We start from the raw sequence: 17390 nt of genomic DNA on the forward strand, positions 1-17390 counted from the left end.
GGTGTGGGGTGTGGGGTGTGGGGTGTGGGGTGTGGGGTGTGGGGTGTGGGGAGAAGGGAGAATAAATAAAAATAATCTCCTGTCTCCTGTCTCCTGTCTCCTGTCTCCTGAATAGGGCTATTTTTGCAACTGCTTAACCGCTTGATAGATTTCGGGTAAACGCTTGTAAGCGGCTGCTACCTTGAGGAATAGTTTATGCGGCATAGCAGGAGAGCCAGAAACCACTTCTCCTGCCCCGATATCGTTGTGAATGCCAGCTTGGGCTGTTGCGATCGCACCGTCCCCGATCACTGCTTGATTGGCAATGCCCACCTGTCCTGCTAAAATAACGCGATTGCCCACTTTTACGCCTCCTGCCATGCCCACCTGTCCTGCTAGGGCGCAAGCTTGGCCAATTTGGCAATTATGGGCAATATGGACGAGATTATCGATCTTAGTCTGGCTACCGATGCGGGTTTCTCCCACTGCCGGACGATCCACGGCGCTATTACAGCCAATTTCTACGCCATCTTCTAAGACCACGATACCCGATTGTTCCATCTTAAACCAGCCTTCGGGAACCGGCACAAAACCGAAGCCCTCCGCACCGATAACAGCGCCACTGTGGATAACGCAATCATTGCCGATTTGTACCCGTTCATGGATGGTACAGTTCGCGTGGAGAATTGTGCGATCACCAATATGCACCCCGGGGTAAACAACGGCGTTAGGATGAATGCACACCCCATCACCGAGGATGACATTCGCTTCCACCACAGCATGGGCCCCGATGGCAACTTTATGGCCGATTTTAGCCGATGGATGCACCACGGCGGTGGCGTGAATGTAGGGTTGGGGCTGAAAGGGTTGATAGAATAATTTGATGGCGTGGGCGAATAAAAGTCGGGGATTGGCACTAGCTAACCAAGCGATGCCGCGTTCGTCGGCCTGTTGTTGTAAATTGCTATCCAGGGGCAGAATTAGGGCAGTAGCGTCAGTTTTGGCGACAAAGGAAGCAAATTTTCCCCCTTCGATATAGCTAATGGTATCGACTAGGGCGGTTTCGATGGGAGTTATGGCTTTAATTTGGGGATTTCTGTCGGGATAGGCAGTTAAACTGTGAGCAGAGACTAAAGGGCTTAATTTTTGGGCAATTTCACTAAATTTCATAAATATATACTGCGATCAAGATAGGGCTTATCCTAGGATAGTTTAAAACTATACCGATAATCTTGTCGTTATTATAGTCAAAAAAGTTGCTAGTTTTTTAGGGAATAATCCCTGTTTTCCATTTCAACAAAGCCGATCTCGATCTAGCGCGGTTTTGGAGATAAGTTGGCTCTCTCCAAAACCGATTGGTTTTAGTTTTTACTACTCGATCGAGTTAATAAAATTGACCCGAACAGTATTAAGGCGATCAGAGTTGATGGTTCGGGAACTGTTTGAAAATCTAGGTTAAAAATTCCTGAATCTCCCCACGAAAGGCTAATATCTACCAGCTTAAAACTGGCTGAATATTTTCCCGGTCGAGAAGCAAGAAACTTCGGTAAAAAGGAGAAGTTATCACCGGTACCGATCGCATAGATATCGCCAGCATTAGCTAAAATTGTCTGTCCTAAAGAGTTAGCTACTGTTAATCCATCACTAATCTCTAACAGTTGTAAGGATAGGTTGGCATTACCTAAAGACCGATTCCACCGTCCCCCAGAACTGTTAAAAAGAGCTTGTTCTCCCAAGTCAGAGGAATTATTAATAGTTGCCACTGATTGCATCAGTAGATTGCTATATTCCTCCCCAGTGGCAGCACTAACAAAACTATTCTGAAAAATTCCTTTTCCTGCAATTAAGGAGAGAGGAGGCAATCCTGTAGAAGTCTCAGGAATGCGATTATTGGTGTTAGTGGGATTAACTACCGGATTACCAGACGGGCCGGAATAACTGTAAGTGCCGATACCGTGAAAATGAGGGTTTCCCTCTCGGTGAGCAACCAGAAGACTTAACCGGTTATAGTTAGGATTGGCTAATCCCTCATAGATGCCCCGAGTTAAGGTGATTTGATTATCCACCCCGATATAAAATTCGGGCAAACTCTGACCAATGGCAGGCTCTTCAGCCTTAGCCACCGTTACCAGGGCGAAAGAAAGCGATAAAATGAAGCTAACGGCGATAAATGGAGATGTAGGGCTTTTTTTGCGGATTTTCTTCCCAGCACAAACTAATCCTACCCTAGAGACCTGTAGAACCATGATTTCTCTCATTAATTAGAATGATAATCATTATCACTTTAACGAAAAACCCTTGTTCCGATTCACTTTTGCCAAAAAAGTTAATTTAAGTTAACGTGAACAATGCTGTCGGAATAAGTTGCCCGGGCCAACAGGCAACGGTGGAACAGCAGCAGGTTCTCTGGGGATGAGGCCAAATCCCGTCAAAGTTTATCTTGATCGGAAAAGATAAACATAGCTGTACCAGATTTTGCAGTGGGGAATCTGGGTTAAAATAGACCGAGAAAGTTAACAAAAAAATTGTCTCGCTCAAGTGGGCGAAAATCAGCTTATGACCCTTGCGGTGGCGATCAAAAACTTAAAAAAATCCTACGGTCAGACAGCAGCGGTTAAAGATATCTCCTTTACCGTGAAAGCGGCAGAAATCTTCGGTTTACTCGGTCCCAATGGTGCGGGGAAAACCACCACAATTCGCTGTCTTTGTACCCTTGCTAAACCCGATGGCGGCAAAATCGAGGTGGGGGGTGTCGATGCCCTAAATAACCCCAAATCCGCCCGTAAACGCCTGGGTTACGTTGCCCAAGAAGTCGCCCTCGATAAAATGCTCACCGGCCGGGAACTGTTGCAACTACAAGCGGCCTTGTATCACATTCCCGCTCAAAAGTCAAGAGAGCGCATCAAAGAATTAATAAATCTTTTAGGATTAGAGGAATACGCCGACAAAAAAACGGGGACCTATTCCGGCGGCATCAAAAAACGGCTGGATTTAGCGGCGGGATTGCTGCACCAGCCAGAAGTTTTGGTGCTGGATGAACCGACTGTGGGACTCGATATCGAAAGTCGTTTGATTGTCTGGGATTTTCTGCGACAATTGCGGGCAGCTGGAACCAGTGTATTAATTACCAGCCATTATCTCGAAGAAATTGACGCCTTGGCCGATAACTTGGCAATTATCGACAATGGTATCGTCATCGCTCGCGGTACCCCCTCACAACTGAAGGAGCAACTGGGGGGCGATCGCATTACCCTAAAAGTGCGAGAATTTTCCCCAGAGGAAGAGGCTCTAAAAGCGAAAGAGTTATTATCTCGTCTGCCTTTTGTCGAGGAAGTGATCGTCAATACCGTCCAGGGTAACTCCCTTAATCTCATCGTCACGGCGAATAGCAATCCTTTAAGCAAAATTGAACAAACCCTAGCCGAATCGGGATTACCCGTGTTTAGCATGGCCCAATCCCGTCCTAGTCTCGATGATGTCTATCTGGCGGCCACCGGACGCACCCTGATGGATGCGGAAATTGCCGCCGCCAGCAGTCGCGACCTGAAGGCGGAGAAAAAACAAGCGATGAAGGAATCCTAGTCCGGCGAGAAAGGCTGTAATATTGCCTAATTGCCCGGTTAAATCATCTATAATTGGAGCGAGAGGAATCCCGTTAAACCGCGTAGCGGTTAACGGGAGATGAATCGCCACCGGAATGAAACTAACGCGGTAGGGTTTCCACTTTCGGGGAGTTTTGGTTCTCGACGTATTTTTTTAGTTGTTCGACAGTAACGCCGCCACAACTAGCCACGAAATAACCTCCCGTCCAAAAATAAGGTTTATTGTCGAAATACTTGGCCGCCAAATCCGGAAATTCTTTTCTAATTAAGCGACTACTAACTGTTTTAAGGTTAGCGATTAATTTGGATAAAGCGATGTCATGTTTGTCATCGATAATCCGGTGAACGTAATCCGATTCACCGTTGAAATCAAGCAACACGCTTTCCCATTTCGTCAGCGTTGATACAAAGATTTCTTTAAGTCGGGCTAAGATTTCATTGTTAATAGCAATGGTCGGTATTTGATGACAAATACGACGTGAGCGGTAAGTCTATAAACAGAGCGAAATCCATGATTGTAATCGGTTGACATATTAGGCAGTAAGTGTTACAATTCAATTGTACATCACGAAGCGAACGACAGTGATAACGCTTACCTACCAGTATAAACTAAAGGTAAACAGGCAACAGGAACGGGAGATTGTACATATTCTTGATGTTTGTAAGAGCGTTTATAATTACGCGCTCTCAGAACGGAAGGATTGGTTGAACTCTCGAAAGTGTCTTGCGGATCGCTGTTCGCTAGTTTCCGAGTATATAATTTCCGCAGATGAACCCTATCCGAATTACTTCGTTCAAGCCAAAAATCTAACGGAAGCTAAAAAAATCTATCCGATATTAAAGACGGTTAACGCTCAAGTCTTACAGCAAGTCTTAAAAACTTTAGATAAAGCTTTTGACCAGATAAAATCGAAAGGCTTCGGCTTTCCTAGATTTAAGAAAAAGATGCGGAGTTTTGTTTTTCCTGCGCTCTCAAAAAGCTTTCTAGGTGACGAATACTTAAATGTTCCACAATTGGGAAAAATTCGGATTAGGAAATCTAGGGAGTACCCGTCTGGGTTTGAGCCTAAACAAGCTCGAATTATCCAAAAAGCGTCGGGATTTTACGTTTCGGTTTCCTTCCAATCTCCGGAATTAGTTCCCGATATAACGACTGGGAAAACCTGTTTAGGAATCGACGCGGGGATTGAGAGTTTTGTCGCTACTTCACGGGGAGATTTAATCAAAGCCCCTCGATTTTTGTTGAAAGTACAGAGTAAGCTTAAATTGCTACAAAGACGCTTGAAACATCAAGTCAAAGGCTCGAACAATTGGTTAAAACTTCAGGAGAAGATAGCAAGATTACACGAAAAAGTGTCTAATACCCGCAGGGATTGGCATTTCAAGTTAGCTCATTACCTTTGCGATTTTGCTGATAATATTTTCGTTGAAGATATTAACTTCGTTTCCTGGTCTAGAGGGATCGTTAGAAAACAATCTCTAGATTCGGGTGTCGGTAGTTTTATTAACGAGATACTACCCTTTGTCGCTTGGAAACGGGGGAAATATTATCTTAAGGTCGATAAAAACGGAACTTCACAGGAGTGTCCTAATTGTGGCGCGATTACTGGCAAAAAGTCGTTATCGGAAAGAGTTCACCGATGCAATTCCTGCGGCCACATTGAACCGAGAGATACGGCATCAGCGAAGGTAATCGAGAACCGAGGAAAAAACGCGGTCGGACTGACCGTGTTAGAAAACGCTTGCGGAGGCGATCTGACGGGGATCGACTGGGTTAAACCAGGTCGATCTAGTTAAAAGCCTAAGAACCGAGAATCCCCCGCTACACCGCGCGAGCGGTTAGCGGGGGAGAGTCAAAATTGGAGCGATCGATTATATATCAATCAATATGAAAGATAAACGGGTATTGCTGACCGGCGGTACGGGAGGACTGGGTTTAGGAGTCACTCCGGCGGTTTTAGACCATGGCGGTCATCTAACCATGACCTATCGGGAGGAAAGGGAGGTGGGTCGTCTGAAATCTCGGCTGAGTGCGGCGGAATTTGAGCGTATTCGCTTTGTCAGGGTGGATTTAACCCAAGAAACTGCCGTGGCTAGATTAATTGATGATCTCGGTCGGGTCGATGTCTTAATTCATCTAGTCGGGGGTTTTACCATGGGGGCGACGGAGGAGTTTAGCTATGAAGATTGGCTAAAAATGTTCGATTTAAACCTCCATAGCACTTTTTTACTGTGTAAACACTGTTTACGCTCGATGAAACTTCATAATTATGGTCGTATCGTCACTATCGGTTCTCGTGGTGCCGTACAACCGGGGGCAAATTTGGCCGCCTATTGTGCCTCGAAAGCGGCGGTAGTGGCTTTAACTCAAGCGATCGCAGAAGAAACCAAACAGACTAATATTACTGCTAACGTGGTTTTGCCAAGTGTTATCGATACTCCGGGCAACCGGGAAGCGATGGGAGAGGCAAATGCCAAGGACTGGGTAAGTCCCCAATCTCTAGCCGAGGTGATCTGTTTTCTAGCGGGGGAAGGGGCGAAAGACTTGCGCGGGGCGGCAATTCCCGTCTATGGTTCCCTGTGAGTGGTTTTTGTCTTCGGGCTGATACACTGATAACGGCGCTCGCTCTTGCTAAAAATTGGGTTTAAGCTAAGACGCATTTAACCCGCTTATTCTTAGATTAGCCGAACCTCCCCCAATCCCTTTACTGTTGCCTTTTGCCTTTTCCCTCTTGCCTCGTCTCAACAAGCAATTTAAATTACGAACAGCTTAATTTATGCTTATTCCGATTCTTATCAGTGTTACTATCTTACTTTTATCCTATCTGCTCGGTTCAATTCCCACGGGTTATTTAATCGGTAAATACAGCAAAGGTATCGATATTCGTGACTATGGTTCCGGTTCCACCGGGGCTACCAATGTGCTAAGAACTCTGGGAAAATCTGCCGGGGCGACGGTGTTATTAATTGATATGTTAAAAGGAATGGCGGCGGTGGCCCTGGTACGCGGGCTATATTTTATTGATGTCAATCCTCTCCCAGAAAGTTGGTATTACTGGTTAATTATCGGGGCAGCATTGGGGGCAATCATTGGTCATAGTAAATCGATTTTCTTGAATTTTAGTGGTGGTAAATCCGTCGCCACCAGTTTAGGGGTTTTATTAGTGATGAATCCCCTAGTGGCTTGCGGAACTTTGGCGAGTTTTTTAGTTATTCTCGCACTTTTCCGGATTGTTTCTTTAGGTTCGATTATCGGGGCGCTGGTGGTGAATATTTTAATGGTTATTTTGGGTCAACCTCTCCCCTATATTTTATTTAGTTTGATGGGGGGAATCTATGTGATTGTTCGTCATCAGGGTAATATTAAAAGATTGTTGGCAGGGACGGAACCGAAAATAGGTCAGAAAGTACAGCCATCATCGGAATTAGGTTACAGCGTTTCTTCTACAGATGAAGTGTAACCTAATTTGCTATCATCCCCAGACGACTGGCTAATGTTTCCCGTTCCCTAAAACCAGAGACTTCCTAACTCACCCTTAAGATAACTGGTACTAAATCCATTGAGTATAAGCTACATATCAGGACAGGCAATAGGCAATAGGCAATAGGCAAAAGGGGCAATAAATAATCAGTCTTTAATAACCTGAAAACTGATTATTCACTCCTAATTATTATTTTCCTAAGCCGAGTTTTCTGGTTACTTTTTGCCAAAAAGTTGGGTTCGGTGTTTGATAGGGTTTGGGACTATCGGTAAATATGGGACGTTGACTAGGTTCGTAGAGATAACGATAGTGTAAGAAAATATCTCGATAGGGAAAATCGAGATTTTCACCGCTACAAAGTCGAGTAAACAGAGAGGAAGATAAACCAATGTAGTGAAGGTATGTCAACCGTTTGCCCTTATCGTAAAGAATATTATCTAAAGCCTGAAAATGGGGAGAGGTGACACAGCAGCCGGTGCGTTCTTCTTTAGGCAATTGAAGAGCTAGATTCGAGATAGCACAATTTGAGCGCATCATCATATAATTTAACAGAGGTTGATCTACTGCCATAGGATAAACTATTTCTGCTTCTCCTGCTCGCAATTGTTCGATTAGCCAATTGCGGCGTTCCTCGTCAAATAAACCTTTTTTTGAGCCATAAAAACCCGAACAGAAAATTTCTTGGTTAAGACGTTCTTGGGAAAAGATTTCTAATAATTTTGGGGAAGTAACTTCATAAACGTGGGTGATATCTTTGTGCTGAAAATCGTAAACCACACAATCATAATTATCTAACTGTGCAAAAACCTGATCTAAGGGACTCATCAAGAGGGTATCACCATCCATGTAGATAAAGCGATCGAATGGCCCATCAAAGGCACAATAACGACGATGGGTACCAAAACGATGATAACCTTTGCTACCAGCCTTTAACCAGCGTTCTTTAGCGGTAGGATGGGGTTCCCAAGCAGATTTAGCGAAATTATCCCAGAGATCGATCACGTCTCGATTATCAAATAACTGTACGTTAGGACGTTGAGCAATTTCCGCTCTGATCCGTTCGATGTTGTCATCGTAAGGATAGACACAAACAGGAAGATCTTTTCCCCCATTTACCTCGATGCTATTGAGTAGAGCGATTAATTGATCGTAAATGCGATCATTGGCTAAGGTACAAATACCGTCCATAAGTAATCCCAAGGAAAAAATTAAAACCTATTATCTTTGCCGTTAGTTTAGCTTATTTTTGTCGATAAATTTCGGTAATTTCAGATTATGACCATGACCTTAACTGCTGATCAGTCAATGCTCATTCAAAAGCGAAGTGCAACGCCTAAGATTGATAGAGGTAAGTCCCTAAAGATAGTCTCGATTTTCTCACCACAGAAAGACTACCCGATCAACTATACCCAAAACCGATCGATTTAACGTTTGCGTTTGAGTAATTTAGAAATGCGTCGATCGTACCGCAACCAACGCCAAATTTTAATAACTAATTCCTCTACCCATAAAATAATCGCATCTAATCCCTCTAAAATCCGTTCTAAGGGGTGTTTAACGTAGCCGACGGGGGTTGATTCGGTTTCTAACCATTCTTCGTTAATTGGTTGAATTATCTCCTTAGCATAGCGGGGATCTAATTGGGTGGCAGGGGGGGATTCTCCAGGAGTAATTTCAGCGGCGGCTGTAGGGATTTTTTGTAAAGATTTATCTTGTTTTTCTTGACTAAAAGCTTTTTCTGTGATGCGAGGCTGGGACGGGGTGACTGGGGAGTGGGGAAGGGAATTAGCGGGGTTAAGGCGGGGTTTTTCGGAGTCTTGGGGAGAAATAGCCAATATATCGGCTGATTCTAGCCAAGGTTGCTCGCTGACGGCGGAAAATGTCAGGGATTGGCGAGAGGAAAAAAAGTGATCGATCGCCGCTTGGATGAGTTTGCCGATCGTGAAGGGATCCGCTTGGGTTTGTTTTTCTAGCCAATCCTGGAGACGTTGCTTGAAGGTGATCAGCAGAGAATTAGGAAGACTTAGGGGATATTTTGCCGATAAAGCGGGGGAATCAGCACTATATTCTAAATTATTCTTCTCTTTTGCCCAGAAATGCTCGATCGCGGCATAAATTAACCAATAAAGTCGCCAGAGATAGGAGGAATTTTTCTCCAGATTCGGGGACTGGTTAACGAGATCGGAAGGTAGGTTAGAGGTGTGGCTCAAACTGCTGGGGATTGCGGGGGAGATAGCGAGAAATTTAGCCTCGAAAATCGCTAATTTTTCGTCAATGACTTCTAAAATCGCTTGGGAATTTAAATTAGGCAGTGGTAAGGAGAGTGGTGTCGGGGTTTTGACGAGATGGGATTCTTGGAATAGATTAATAGCGATCGCTATTTGTCCCTGTTGTTCCCAGCGTAGTAGGTTCCAAAACCAACGGATCGGAGGCAAGACAGGATTTTTATCGGTAAAATTTGGTAATAAAGGCGGATATTGACGATTTAATCGCTTAATTTTCCGTTTTTCGAGGGCGTAGTTAGCCAGTGCCGTCCTAATTTGTTTTTCTATTTGTCTTTGGGTTTGATTATCGGTGATTTTAACAGTCTGGTGATCGTTAGTGACGAAAACTAAAGCTTGATCCTCTAGATCGGCTGCTATGCCAATAAATGCCGTTTCTTGGTCGGATAAGCTCTGGAGAAATTCCGCGATCGCATCAGTACCCTCTTTGCCGGGGGGTGATAATTGTTTCTGGAGACTGTTCCCCAATTGATTAGCCGTCACCCGCAGCGATTGTATCAGTAAATAGACGGGATAGATGGCTATTTGCAGGGCAAGAGCGATCGCATTTTGACCGCGACGGGAAACGCGGCCGAGGTTATCTTTCAGACGGATCAAACGACGGTTGATCAGGTTGAACAGTCGGCTTTTATAGGGATCGGCAGCCATGGATTTTGGGCGATAACATCTTCATTTAGACTATCCTATTGTGCAAGGGCGGGATAAAAAAATTTTTTGCCAAAACCCTTGACTCCCAGAAAGATTATTGTTATATTTAAAAAGGTCTGAGATCCACGCCCCCATCGTCTAGTGGCCTAGGACACCTCCCTTTCACGGAGGCGACAGGGATTCGAATTCCCTTGGGGGTATGAAAAAAAGTCAGAGGTGTTAAGCTTCTGACTTTTCGGTTTTTTTCTCCCGTTGATGGCTTTTTGGTAGGGTGACGGTGAAGATTGTTCCTCGATCGATCTGACTTTCGACGCTAATTTGTCCATGATGACTGAGGGTAATCGCTAAAGCGATCGCTAATCCTAATCCTGTTCCCCCAGAAGTGGCGGAATTTTGCCGTGCGGGATCGAGACGATAAAAGCGATCGAAAATATGGGACAAAGCAGCCTCGGGAATACCGATTCCGTTATCTTTGACGCGTACCAGTAACACCGATTGTCGATCGCGTTTACTTTTTTCCAATTCCACTGCCACATTTTTAGGCTCAGATTCGGGCAAAAAAGCGTGTTTTAGGGCATTAGAAATTAAATTTGTGAATAAACGAGCTAATTGATCCCAATCTCCCTCCATAGTAAACATTTCATCGCTGTAGGAAAAATCCTCTTGGTTCGGTTCCACAATCGACAAAGAGAGGCAAATTCCCTGCTTATCGGCGATTAAACGCTGTTCTTCCACCACTTCCATCAATAAAGCATCCAAAGGTACAGCTTGCTCGATCGGTTGGACGATGCCACTATCAGAACGGGCTAAAAAAAGCAGATCATTGACTAAATTGCCCAATCTTTCCGTTAAACGCTCGATCACCTGCAAGCGTTGATCGCCAGTTTGGGGATAAGCGATCGCCATTTGCACGTTAGTTTGAATAGTGGCGATCGGATTGCGTAATTCATGGGAAGCATCGGCGGTAAATTGTTTTAAACTCTGATAGGACTCTTTTACTGGTTGAATGGCTAAACCGGACAAAAACCAACCAATCCCAGCGACACTGGCAATCATCAGGCAAATTCCGACGATTAAATCCAATAATAGCTGTCTAATCGGTTTTGTCACCTCAAACCAAGGATGACTTACCCGCAGATATCCCAAAACATAATGATCGATTTCCACCCTTTCGGTTATTTGTCGCAGCAGACGATCATCGGATAAGCGAATAGTTTCCCCTTGACGGTGGGGATGGAGGGGAATATCTAAGGATTCAGCCAGAGTTGACCAAACTAGATTACCTTGGGGATCGAACCATTCCAAATCTATATGATCGTCCTCCACGGATTTACCCTGACTGGGAAAACTTGCAAGGGGATCGACGCGATAACGTCCTTGATCCGGGGGAATCGATTCGATCACGAGGGAACGATTTACCACCTCAATGATGTGTTTGAGGGTATCATCAATGCGATCCACTAGGGTATGCCGCACATAAAAATACATTCCCGTAGCGAGAAAGAGCAGTAGTATGGCAGTGACAACAGTGTACCATAAGGCTAAACGGCGGCGAGTGGCTTGGAACACCGATAATCTATGGATTGGCTAGAGATTTTTAGAGCAATGTATCCTATTTTACATTGATCGATTTAATAATCGAGAATAAATTATTTTTACCTATAGGGAAAAACTGACGGTTGCCAAGAATAGCTAGACTTGAAGGCTCATAGTCCTTAAAAATTGCTGCTAACAAAAGTATTTTTAGATACATTCTTCCCAATAATTGTTTGAATAGAACTACAAAAGCAGCTAAAGTGAATTATATTTAATCCTATGGCAACAAGGCTGACAGGAACGGCTAAAAATTTTTTTGAGCTTATTTGAATTAATAACAAGTATAAATGATGAATTTAAATTATTGGTTAATGAAATCGGAACCCCATGTCTATAGTATCGGGGATTTAAAAAAAGACGGTCAAACTATTTGGGAGGGAGTGCGAAATTATCAGGCCCGCAATTTTCTCCGTCAGATGAAGCGGGGAGATTTAGCCTTTTTTTACCATTCTAATACCACCCCGCCGGCGATTGTCGGCTTGATGCGCGTAGTGGAAACCGATATGATCGATCCCACACAATTCGATCGCGATAGTCCCTACTATGATCCCAAATCCTCTCCAGATTCCCCACGCTGGTGGACGGTTAAAGTTGAATTCGAGCGCCTTTTTCCCCAACTGCTGCCCCTAGGAATTTTAAAACAAAATTTTACCGCCGATGAATTATTATTAGTAAGGACAGGAAATCGTCTGTCAGTGATGCCTGTGAATCAAGCGATCGCAGTAAAAATTCTCGCTTTAGTCCCTCGTCAAGGAGTATAAACTATGAACCAAAAAGATGCTATTAATTTACTTTCCCTGATCGGGGGATTATTGGTCACTATTGTCATTTTAGCGGCCTTTAATGCCTATGTGATTATCACTCCCGGACAAGCGGGGGTTTTAAGTGTTTTAGGAAAAGCTAAGGACGGGGTTTTATTGGAGGGATTGCACTTTAAACCGCCCTTTGTTTCTAGTGTCGATATTTACGATGTTACGGTGCAAAAATTTGAAGTTCCCGCCCAAAGTTCCACTAAAGATTTACAGGATTTATCCGCTAGTTTTGCGATTAATTTTCGTCTCGATCCGACGCAGGTAGTGGCCATTAGAAGAACCCAAGGAACTTTACAAAATATTGTCGCTAAAATTATCGCCCCTCAAACTCAAGAATCCTTTAAAATTGCCGCCGCTAAAAGAACCGTAGAGGAGGCAATTACTCGACGCAGTGAGTTAAAAGAAGACTTTGATAATGCCCTATCGACTCGGTTAGAAAAGTATGGTATTCTAGTTTTAGATACCAGTGTGGTAGATTTGAATTTTTCTCCGGAATTTGCCCGGGCTGTCGAAGATAAACAAATCGCAGAACAACGGGCCCAAAGAGCCGTTTATATCACCCAAGAAGCGGAACAACAGGCCCAAGCAGAAGTTAATCGCGCTAAAGGGAAAGCTGAGGCACAAAGACTATTAGCAGAAACTTTAAAAGAACAGGGGGGAGGATTAGTTTTACAGAAAGAAGCGATCGAAGCTTGGCGCGAAGGTGGGGCGCAAATGCCCCGGGTTTTAGTTATGGATGGATCGGGAAAAAATAGCGTACCATTTTTATTTAATTATAGTGATTCTTTTTCAGAAAATACCCCGTAAATTCCTGTCCAAGCTCAGAGGCATTTTAAAAGAAACCTTGCCAACCTCTCAAAATTACCAGGTGATATAGCGTTTTTCAGTCTGCTGAGGTACAAAAGTTATGGGTTTTAGGCAAAAGGCAAAAGGGAAGAAAAATAGGTGTACCTCACTAGATTAGGAAACGCTATATTATCGACAAATGGCATTTAAAACAATCTCTAGCTCCTTGACTCTTTGAGGATGAAGAAGTTGAACGGTGAATATTTTTGATCATCCGCTGGCGAGTCTATTTAGCGTTTCTGGACAAACCGGCGCGATGATGAAAAACAGCCTAGAGCAGTTGCTCTTGTCGGGGAGTCAATGCTATGATTAGGGATGGTTTTGCGGGTATAGTTCAGTGGTAGAACGTCACCTTCCCAAGGTGAATGTCGCGCGTTCGAGTCGCGTTACCCGCTTCTAACGACAATGGGAATCTTCCCTAACATTCCCCAACTCAACCCACCAGAGCGGCATCGCACTACAATTGATCCAGCAGCATATTGTACTCTGCATGGGAACCAACCCAGAACCAAATCACCGTATCATCCTCTAATTGACCGACAGCACGATAATCCCTATTGATGCGTGCAGAATAGATGGGCAGCTGTGGATGGACTTTCTTGAATCGCAAGCTGGGATAGCTTGGGTCTTCTTTGAATTGCCGATACGCTTTACGGGTCTGCTCTTGAATCGGTTTTGGAAGATCTGCAAACATCTCCCGAAAACGAGCAGTGGTACAAGACTTCACAACGTTTCTGGGTCTAATTCTTGAGTCTTGCCCAATCGATGTTCTGCCATTGCTTCGGCTGCTAGTTTAGCCAGCAAGTTTGGTGAGCGGGTAAAGGAGTCATTCCATCGCTTTTCTTCTTCGAGTTCTGCCAAAATTAGGGTTGCGATCGCGTCCTGTTGATCGGTTGACAAGGTTTGTAATTGGGCGATCGCCTGCTCAAGTCGTTCAGTCATAGACAACATCTAACGTATAGGGCTTAATATATTCTAGCCTCCACGTTGCTACAGCGATGGCGTACTGCTACCCAGTGCCTTCAGCGCGGTTTATTGCAGCAACCCTAATTTCTTCAACCGAGAACGAATACCTCCTGGCTTTCTTTGAAACTCCCTAGCTAAATCGTTGATCACTATACCTTGTTTGTAACGTTGCCTTAGCCGCTCATCTTCAGCTTTAGTCCAAGGCTCATAAGCACGCGGGTGCGTTTTCTGAATGTCCTTAATGCTGTAAGACTTTTTAGGCAAAGCTTCTTCTGATGACTTATCGTAAGCTCTAGCACCTTCTTGCTTGGAAGTTTCAGGTCGAACCACCTCAAAGCGTACTCGCCCCGCATTGATTGCTTTCGCAATAGCCTGTTGCAACTGGGATAGATTTGCTTGCCCTGTTTTAACATCTAAAATTACAACTTCTAGATTGTTCTCGTTACCACCGTTATCTTTGATATCTGTATAACCATTAAAAACAACGTAATCGATCGGATCGCCTATAAATCTAGCATCTGACGGCAAATACTTAAAATTTGGAAGAACTGGTGCTAACTGCTCTGCTATTTTCCCCTTTATAACAGCGCGACTTCCATCTAAGCTTCTATTCCTGGCATCTTTAAGGGCTTGCTGATGCTGTTCTTTTAAAACTTGAATTTGAGTTTCATATTCTCTAACGGTTTTTCTCAGGTTTATTTTCTGCAAAACGTAATACGTGACCGCACTACCAATAATTATGCCCAGCAGTAATGAAACTACAATTTCCATTATTCAAGCCCAACAGCTTTTCTTCGATTTTATCAATTAAGGAATACCCCTCAGATAGCACCAAATAAGGTCTCAATCGAGAATTTGAGCGGTCTAACTACATATTATAGGTCAACTTTCTATATAACACTCTCCAGAGTAACGATATGGGTTAACTTTCCCTATATCACCCCCAAAAGCCTGTTAGCCAGATTAGTTTACTGCAAACAATCTCCTTTAAGGAGACTGATCACAGAATCACTCTAGGATTCTAGCAAAGATTCTTAGATCTGACTGCACTTTGTCACAAAATTTTACTATTATTTCGACACTCTTAATGATATGAGAATACTGTCAACAAATACTGATGGACAGTGGGAATTTCAAGCTTGGGGAGAAACTGTAAGACTCGTTGGTACTTGTACCAAAAAGCGGGTTTGGGGTGAATCAAGAATCCCCCGTCACAGCATCAGCTTGACGGCGGGAGTGTCAAAAGTATCCCATACTCAACGGACTTAGTATAACACAGTTTACTCACAAATGGTAGAATTAAATCGATGCTCCGTTGCTAATATTCTGGTCGGATTTCATCCCCCGCAAAGGTGAGTATCTTGTCGAAAAATGTAGCGGGGGCATTCATCCGACATTTTAGGTAACAATAGATGCTTTGCCTTAATCACTAACCATCCAATCATAGTTCACCTCTCATTTCTTTCTTTTCTCTTCACTTTTTACTTTTGCCTTTTTACTTTTAACTTTCGCTATCGCGCCCCATGCGGTATTTGATGTCGTAGTTGATGAAGTCGAGTTCTTCCTCGGTGAAGCCATGGTGTTGGATGAGGATGCGATTTGCCAGAGGCAACGCTTCGTGAACGATAGCAAAGTTCATCAGTTTATGCAGCAACTCCAACCAATCCAACTTTAGTTATTGGTTCTGGAATGGTTTCCCCGCGTTCTTGCAAAACCTCAAGGTAAAGTTCAATCGCTTCTTTAATATTTTCCTGAACTTCTTCAAAGGTATCTCCAATACTCACGCAACCAGGCAAGTCGGGAACGATTGCTCCCCAGTTTGTTTCACCTTGTTCGTAAATGACTGCATACTCTTTCATGGTCGATCCTCCAATTGAGCTTGTTTCCAAATCGATGCTAATGTTCCTTTGGGTATGTCGTCTCCGGGTTTGCCAGGAACAACCACGATCCCTGACTTTGTTTCATGGGCAAGAATTCGATGGCTACCGCGCATTCGGATTTGATACCAACCATCGGTTTCTAATCGTTTGAGTACATCACGGACTTTCATCAGTCAAGAAATACCCGCTAATCGACCCATCTCAACGCTGACAGCATTAAAACGGTTATCGCTAGGACGATAGGATAAAAGTTCCATGCCAATCGGTTCACCTGTTGTTTCATCTTTGATTAATATCACGCCATCCCCAAGTTCTGTGGCAATTTGATTTTTTCGGGGCGGTTGCCAGAAAACAGTGAGCAGTTGCATTTCAGGTTCGTAGTAGATTTTTACTTGCGCCATAGGGTTTCTCCTTCTTTGATTGCATCAGTTTGGTAAATCATATCAGGAGGCCATCGCCGCTTGAGCAATCATATACTCAATGGTTTGCGGGTTATCAATCCGTTTGGAAGCCTGAAGAATTTCGATGCCAACAACATTTCGGTTAGAGTCAAAGTCCAGGATAATGCTGGGGGTTTCTTCATCGCTTTCGTCAATCTCCACATCCTTGGGAAGGCAAAAGGTAAAAGTAAAAAGGCAAAGGTTTGGAATTGCCCTATTTTTTGCTGTCCTCTGATCATCGCTCCAACTCCCTTCATACTTTTGCCTTTTTACTTTTTACTTTTTACTTGATCTAACAATGGCTCCAATGATTTTCATGATTTCTTCTGCTTCGGACTGGAGCGATTGAATCCGACTTTATGGGAGGATGTCAGCAGCACTTAGTAGTTTAAGCCAGTAGTTGGTTTCACGGGCTTCTTTGAGGGCGATCGCATTCTTACTAATAAAATCTGCTCTACTTTGCCCTGCTTTTGCCTCTTCTAAATTGGCACCAATCGAAGTTCCAGAGCGAATCAGTTGTTTACCTAATGTCCTACCTACTCCTGGCTGTTCATCCAAAAACTGACAGACTTTCACAATCCGCACTGCAAACTCAAACGCCCTCTCCCGTATATCTTTCATGGCAAAAGTAAAAAGGTAAAAGGTAAAGGTAAAAGTAACAATAGACGCTTTGCTTTAATCACTAACCATCCAATCATAGTTCACCTCTCATTTCTTTGGCTCTCCCAGGTTTGGTGGGTAAAATGTATTCTAAGATACAGTCTTGCAGGCGAGTGAGTGGAACGCACAGAGACACAAAGGACACAAAGATTGATCGCTACTATATAAGTTAAACTTATCACACAAAGTCGAGAAGA

The 17390-nt window shown here is 43.8% G+C and carries 21 protein-coding genes and 2 tRNA genes; 8 read left to right on the forward strand and 15 right to left on the reverse strand.

Annotated features, from left to right (window positions below):
• Positions 1–117: 117 nt before the first annotated feature.
• Together lpxD and IM485_RS10085 are read right to left on the reverse strand one after the other, a co-directional pair.
• Entirely contained in the window at positions 118–1149 is a 1032-nt protein-coding gene (gene lpxD / locus IM485_RS10080) for a UDP-3-O-(3-hydroxymyristoyl)glucosamine N-acyltransferase (RefSeq protein ID WP_287742829.1), read from the reverse strand.
• A gap of 191 nt (positions 1150–1340) precedes the next feature.
• On the reverse strand, positions 1341–2225 hold the full coding sequence (locus IM485_RS10085; protein ID WP_287742831.1) for an all3515 family Zur-repressed PEP-CTERM protein: 885 nt from the start codon (positions 2223–2225) through the stop codon (positions 1341–1343).
• Positions 2226–2535: 310 nt separating this feature from the next.
• Between IM485_RS10085 and IM485_RS10090 the strand changes: the two genes are divergently transcribed.
• Positions 2536–3561: an ABC transporter ATP-binding protein gene (locus IM485_RS10090; RefSeq protein ID WP_104395623.1), complete on the forward strand. Its 1026-nt coding sequence runs from the start codon at positions 2536–2538 to the stop codon at positions 3559–3561.
• A 121-nt stretch (positions 3562–3682) separates the two neighbouring features.
• On the opposite strand, the gene tnpA is transcribed toward IM485_RS10090, so the two are convergent.
• Positions 3683–4054, reverse strand: coding sequence for an IS200/IS605 family transposase (gene tnpA / locus IM485_RS10095; protein ID WP_311131784.1), 372 nt, complete (start codon positions 4052–4054; stop codon positions 3683–3685).
• A 109-nt stretch (positions 4055–4163) separates the two neighbouring features.
• Between tnpA and IM485_RS10100 the strand changes: the two genes are divergently transcribed.
• From IM485_RS10100 to plsY, 3 genes are all read left to right on the forward strand, one after another.
• Complete coding sequence (locus IM485_RS10100; protein ID WP_287742833.1) at positions 4164–5378, forward strand: RNA-guided endonuclease InsQ/TnpB family protein; 1215 nt, start codon at positions 4164–4166, stop codon at positions 5376–5378.
• A 91-nt stretch (positions 5379–5469) separates the two neighbouring features.
• Complete coding sequence (gene fabG / locus IM485_RS10105) at positions 5470–6165, forward strand: 3-oxoacyl-ACP reductase FabG (RefSeq protein WP_287742836.1); 696 nt, start codon at positions 5470–5472, stop codon at positions 6163–6165.
• A 193-nt stretch (positions 6166–6358) separates the two neighbouring features.
• Positions 6359–7042, forward strand: coding sequence for a glycerol-3-phosphate 1-O-acyltransferase PlsY (plsY, locus tag IM485_RS10110; RefSeq protein WP_104395214.1), 684 nt, complete (start codon positions 6359–6361; stop codon positions 7040–7042).
• A gap of 210 nt (positions 7043–7252) precedes the next feature.
• On the opposite strand, the gene IM485_RS10115 is transcribed toward plsY, so the two are convergent.
• Positions 7253–8251, reverse strand: coding sequence for an Npun_R2821/Npun_R2822 family protein (locus IM485_RS10115; protein WP_104395213.1), 999 nt, complete (start codon positions 8249–8251; stop codon positions 7253–7255).
• Between the two features lie 236 nt (positions 8252–8487).
• Positions 8488–9993, reverse strand: coding sequence for a hypothetical protein (locus tag IM485_RS10120; RefSeq protein ID WP_104395212.1), 1506 nt, complete (start codon positions 9991–9993; stop codon positions 8488–8490).
• Positions 9994–10120: 127 nt separating this feature from the next.
• On the opposite strand from IM485_RS10120, the gene IM485_RS10125 reads away from it, so the two are divergent.
• Positions 10121–10193 (forward strand) — tRNA-Glu (locus IM485_RS10125).
• A gap of 19 nt (positions 10194–10212) precedes the next feature.
• Here IM485_RS10125 and IM485_RS10130 read toward each other — a convergent pair.
• Entirely contained in the window at positions 10213–11562 is a 1350-nt protein-coding gene (locus IM485_RS10130; RefSeq protein ID WP_287742841.1) for a sensor histidine kinase, read from the reverse strand.
• A 314-nt stretch (positions 11563–11876) separates the two neighbouring features.
• Here IM485_RS10130 and IM485_RS10135 point away from each other — a divergent pair, with 314 nt between their 5' ends.
• From IM485_RS10135 to IM485_RS10145, 3 genes are all read left to right on the forward strand, one after another.
• Positions 11877–12350: an EVE domain-containing protein gene (locus IM485_RS10135; protein ID WP_104395210.1), complete on the forward strand. Its 474-nt coding sequence runs from the start codon at positions 11877–11879 to the stop codon at positions 12348–12350.
• Positions 12351–12353: 3 nt separating this feature from the next.
• The gene (locus IM485_RS10140) at positions 12354–13208 is read left to right on the forward strand and encodes a prohibitin family protein (protein ID WP_104395209.1); all 855 of its coding nucleotides are present in this window, start codon (positions 12354–12356) and stop codon (positions 13206–13208) included.
• A 362-nt stretch (positions 13209–13570) separates the two neighbouring features.
• A tRNA-Gly gene (locus IM485_RS10145) sits at positions 13571–13642 on the forward strand.
• Positions 13643–13704: 62 nt separating this feature from the next.
• On the opposite strand, the gene IM485_RS10150 is transcribed toward IM485_RS10145, so the two are convergent.
• The 9 genes from IM485_RS10150 to IM485_RS10190 all read right to left on the reverse strand — a co-directional run bounded on the left by IM485_RS10150 (position 13705) and on the right by IM485_RS10190 (position 17154).
• Positions 13705–13974 carry a type II toxin-antitoxin system RelE family toxin gene (locus IM485_RS10150; protein WP_287742845.1) on the reverse strand — a complete coding sequence of 90 codons (270 nt, stop codon included), beginning with the start codon at positions 13972–13974 and terminating at the stop codon, positions 13705–13707.
• Positions 13971–14189 (reverse strand): hypothetical protein, encoded by a 219-nt coding sequence (locus tag IM485_RS10155; RefSeq protein WP_043997602.1) that lies wholly within the window; start codon positions 14187–14189, stop codon positions 13971–13973. The genes IM485_RS10150 and IM485_RS10155 overlap by 4 nt, the downstream gene beginning before the upstream one ends.
• A 90-nt stretch (positions 14190–14279) precedes the next feature.
• Positions 14280–14984, reverse strand: coding sequence for a Holliday junction resolvase-like protein (locus tag IM485_RS10160; RefSeq protein ID WP_002737990.1), 705 nt, complete (start codon positions 14982–14984; stop codon positions 14280–14282).
• A 730-nt stretch (positions 14985–15714) separates the two neighbouring features.
• Positions 15715–15852 carry a hypothetical protein gene (locus tag IM485_RS10165; protein ID WP_002781859.1) on the reverse strand — a complete coding sequence of 46 codons (138 nt, stop codon included), beginning with the start codon at positions 15850–15852 and terminating at the stop codon, positions 15715–15717.
• Positions 15853–15856: 4 nt separating this feature from the next.
• Positions 15857–16072: a type II toxin-antitoxin system HicB family antitoxin gene (locus IM485_RS10170; protein ID WP_104398414.1), complete on the reverse strand. Its 216-nt coding sequence runs from the start codon at positions 16070–16072 to the stop codon at positions 15857–15859.
• Positions 16069–16263, reverse strand: coding sequence for a type II toxin-antitoxin system HicA family toxin (locus tag IM485_RS10175; protein WP_104398413.1), 195 nt, complete (start codon positions 16261–16263; stop codon positions 16069–16071). The genes IM485_RS10170 and IM485_RS10175 overlap by 4 nt, the downstream gene beginning before the upstream one ends.
• 3 nt (positions 16264–16266) lie before the next feature.
• A complete protein-coding gene (locus tag IM485_RS10180; protein WP_104398412.1) occupies positions 16267–16494 on the reverse strand; it encodes a hypothetical protein in 228 nt (75 codons plus the stop codon).
• Between the two features lie 42 nt (positions 16495–16536).
• Complete coding sequence (locus tag IM485_RS10185; RefSeq protein ID WP_396888626.1) at positions 16537–16695, reverse strand: DUF2283 domain-containing protein; 159 nt, start codon at positions 16693–16695, stop codon at positions 16537–16539.
• Between the two features lie 195 nt (positions 16696–16890).
• Positions 16891–17154, reverse strand: coding sequence for a four helix bundle protein (locus IM485_RS10190; RefSeq protein WP_238142127.1), 264 nt, complete (start codon positions 17152–17154; stop codon positions 16891–16893).
• Between the last annotated feature and the right edge of the window lie 236 nt (positions 17155–17390).

This window comes from Microcystis sp. M169S2, from assembly GCF_020245865.1.
Lineage (GTDB): Bacteria > Cyanobacteriota > Cyanobacteriia > Cyanobacteriales > Microcystaceae > Microcystis > Microcystis ichthyoblabe_A.

Excerpts from the sequence above, each read along its gene's own strand:
- IM485_RS10180 (WP_104398412.1), bottom strand. The coding sequence starts at position 16,494 with ATGGCGCAAGTAAAAATCTACTACGAACCTGAAATGCAACTGCTCACT.
- plsY (WP_104395214.1), top strand. The coding sequence starts at position 6,359 with ATGCTTATTCCGATTCTTATCAGTGTTACTATCTTACTTTTATCCTAT.
- lpxD (WP_287742829.1), bottom strand. The coding sequence starts at position 1,149 with ATGAAATTTAGTGAAATTGCCCAAAAATTAAGCCCTTTAGTCTCTGCT.
- IM485_RS10175 (WP_104398413.1), bottom strand. The coding sequence starts at position 16,263 with ATGAAAGTCCGTGATGTACTCAAACGATTAGAAACCGATGGTTGGTAT.
- IM485_RS10160 (WP_002737990.1), bottom strand. The coding sequence starts at position 14,984 with ATGGAAATTGTAGTTTCATTACTGCTGGGCATAATTATTGGTAGTGCG.
- IM485_RS10165 (WP_002781859.1), bottom strand. The coding sequence starts at position 15,852 with ATGAACTTTGCTATCGTTCACGAAGCGTTGCCTCTGGCAAATCGCATC.
- IM485_RS10170 (WP_104398414.1), bottom strand. The coding sequence starts at position 16,072 with ATGAAAGAGTATGCAGTCATTTACGAACAAGGTGAAACAAACTGGGGA.
- IM485_RS10120 (WP_104395212.1), bottom strand. The coding sequence starts at position 9,993 with ATGGCTGCCGATCCCTATAAAAGCCGACTGTTCAACCTGATCAACCGT.
- IM485_RS10140 (WP_104395209.1), top strand. The coding sequence starts at position 12,354 with ATGAACCAAAAAGATGCTATTAATTTACTTTCCCTGATCGGGGGATTA.
- IM485_RS10115 (WP_104395213.1), bottom strand. The coding sequence starts at position 8,251 with ATGGACGGTATTTGTACCTTAGCCAATGATCGCATTTACGATCAATTA.
- IM485_RS10135 (WP_104395210.1), top strand. The coding sequence starts at position 11,877 with ATGATGAATTTAAATTATTGGTTAATGAAATCGGAACCCCATGTCTAT.
- IM485_RS10155 (WP_043997602.1), bottom strand. The coding sequence starts at position 14,189 with ATGACTGAACGACTTGAGCAGGCGATCGCCCAATTACAAACCTTGTCA.
- IM485_RS10090 (WP_104395623.1), top strand. The coding sequence starts at position 2,536 with ATGACCCTTGCGGTGGCGATCAAAAACTTAAAAAAATCCTACGGTCAG.
- IM485_RS10190 (WP_238142127.1), bottom strand. The coding sequence starts at position 17,154 with ATGAAAGATATACGGGAGAGGGCGTTTGAGTTTGCAGTGCGGATTGTG.
- fabG (WP_287742836.1), top strand. The coding sequence starts at position 5,470 with ATGAAAGATAAACGGGTATTGCTGACCGGCGGTACGGGAGGACTGGGT.
- IM485_RS10085 (WP_287742831.1), bottom strand. The coding sequence starts at position 2,225 with ATGGTTCTACAGGTCTCTAGGGTAGGATTAGTTTGTGCTGGGAAGAAA.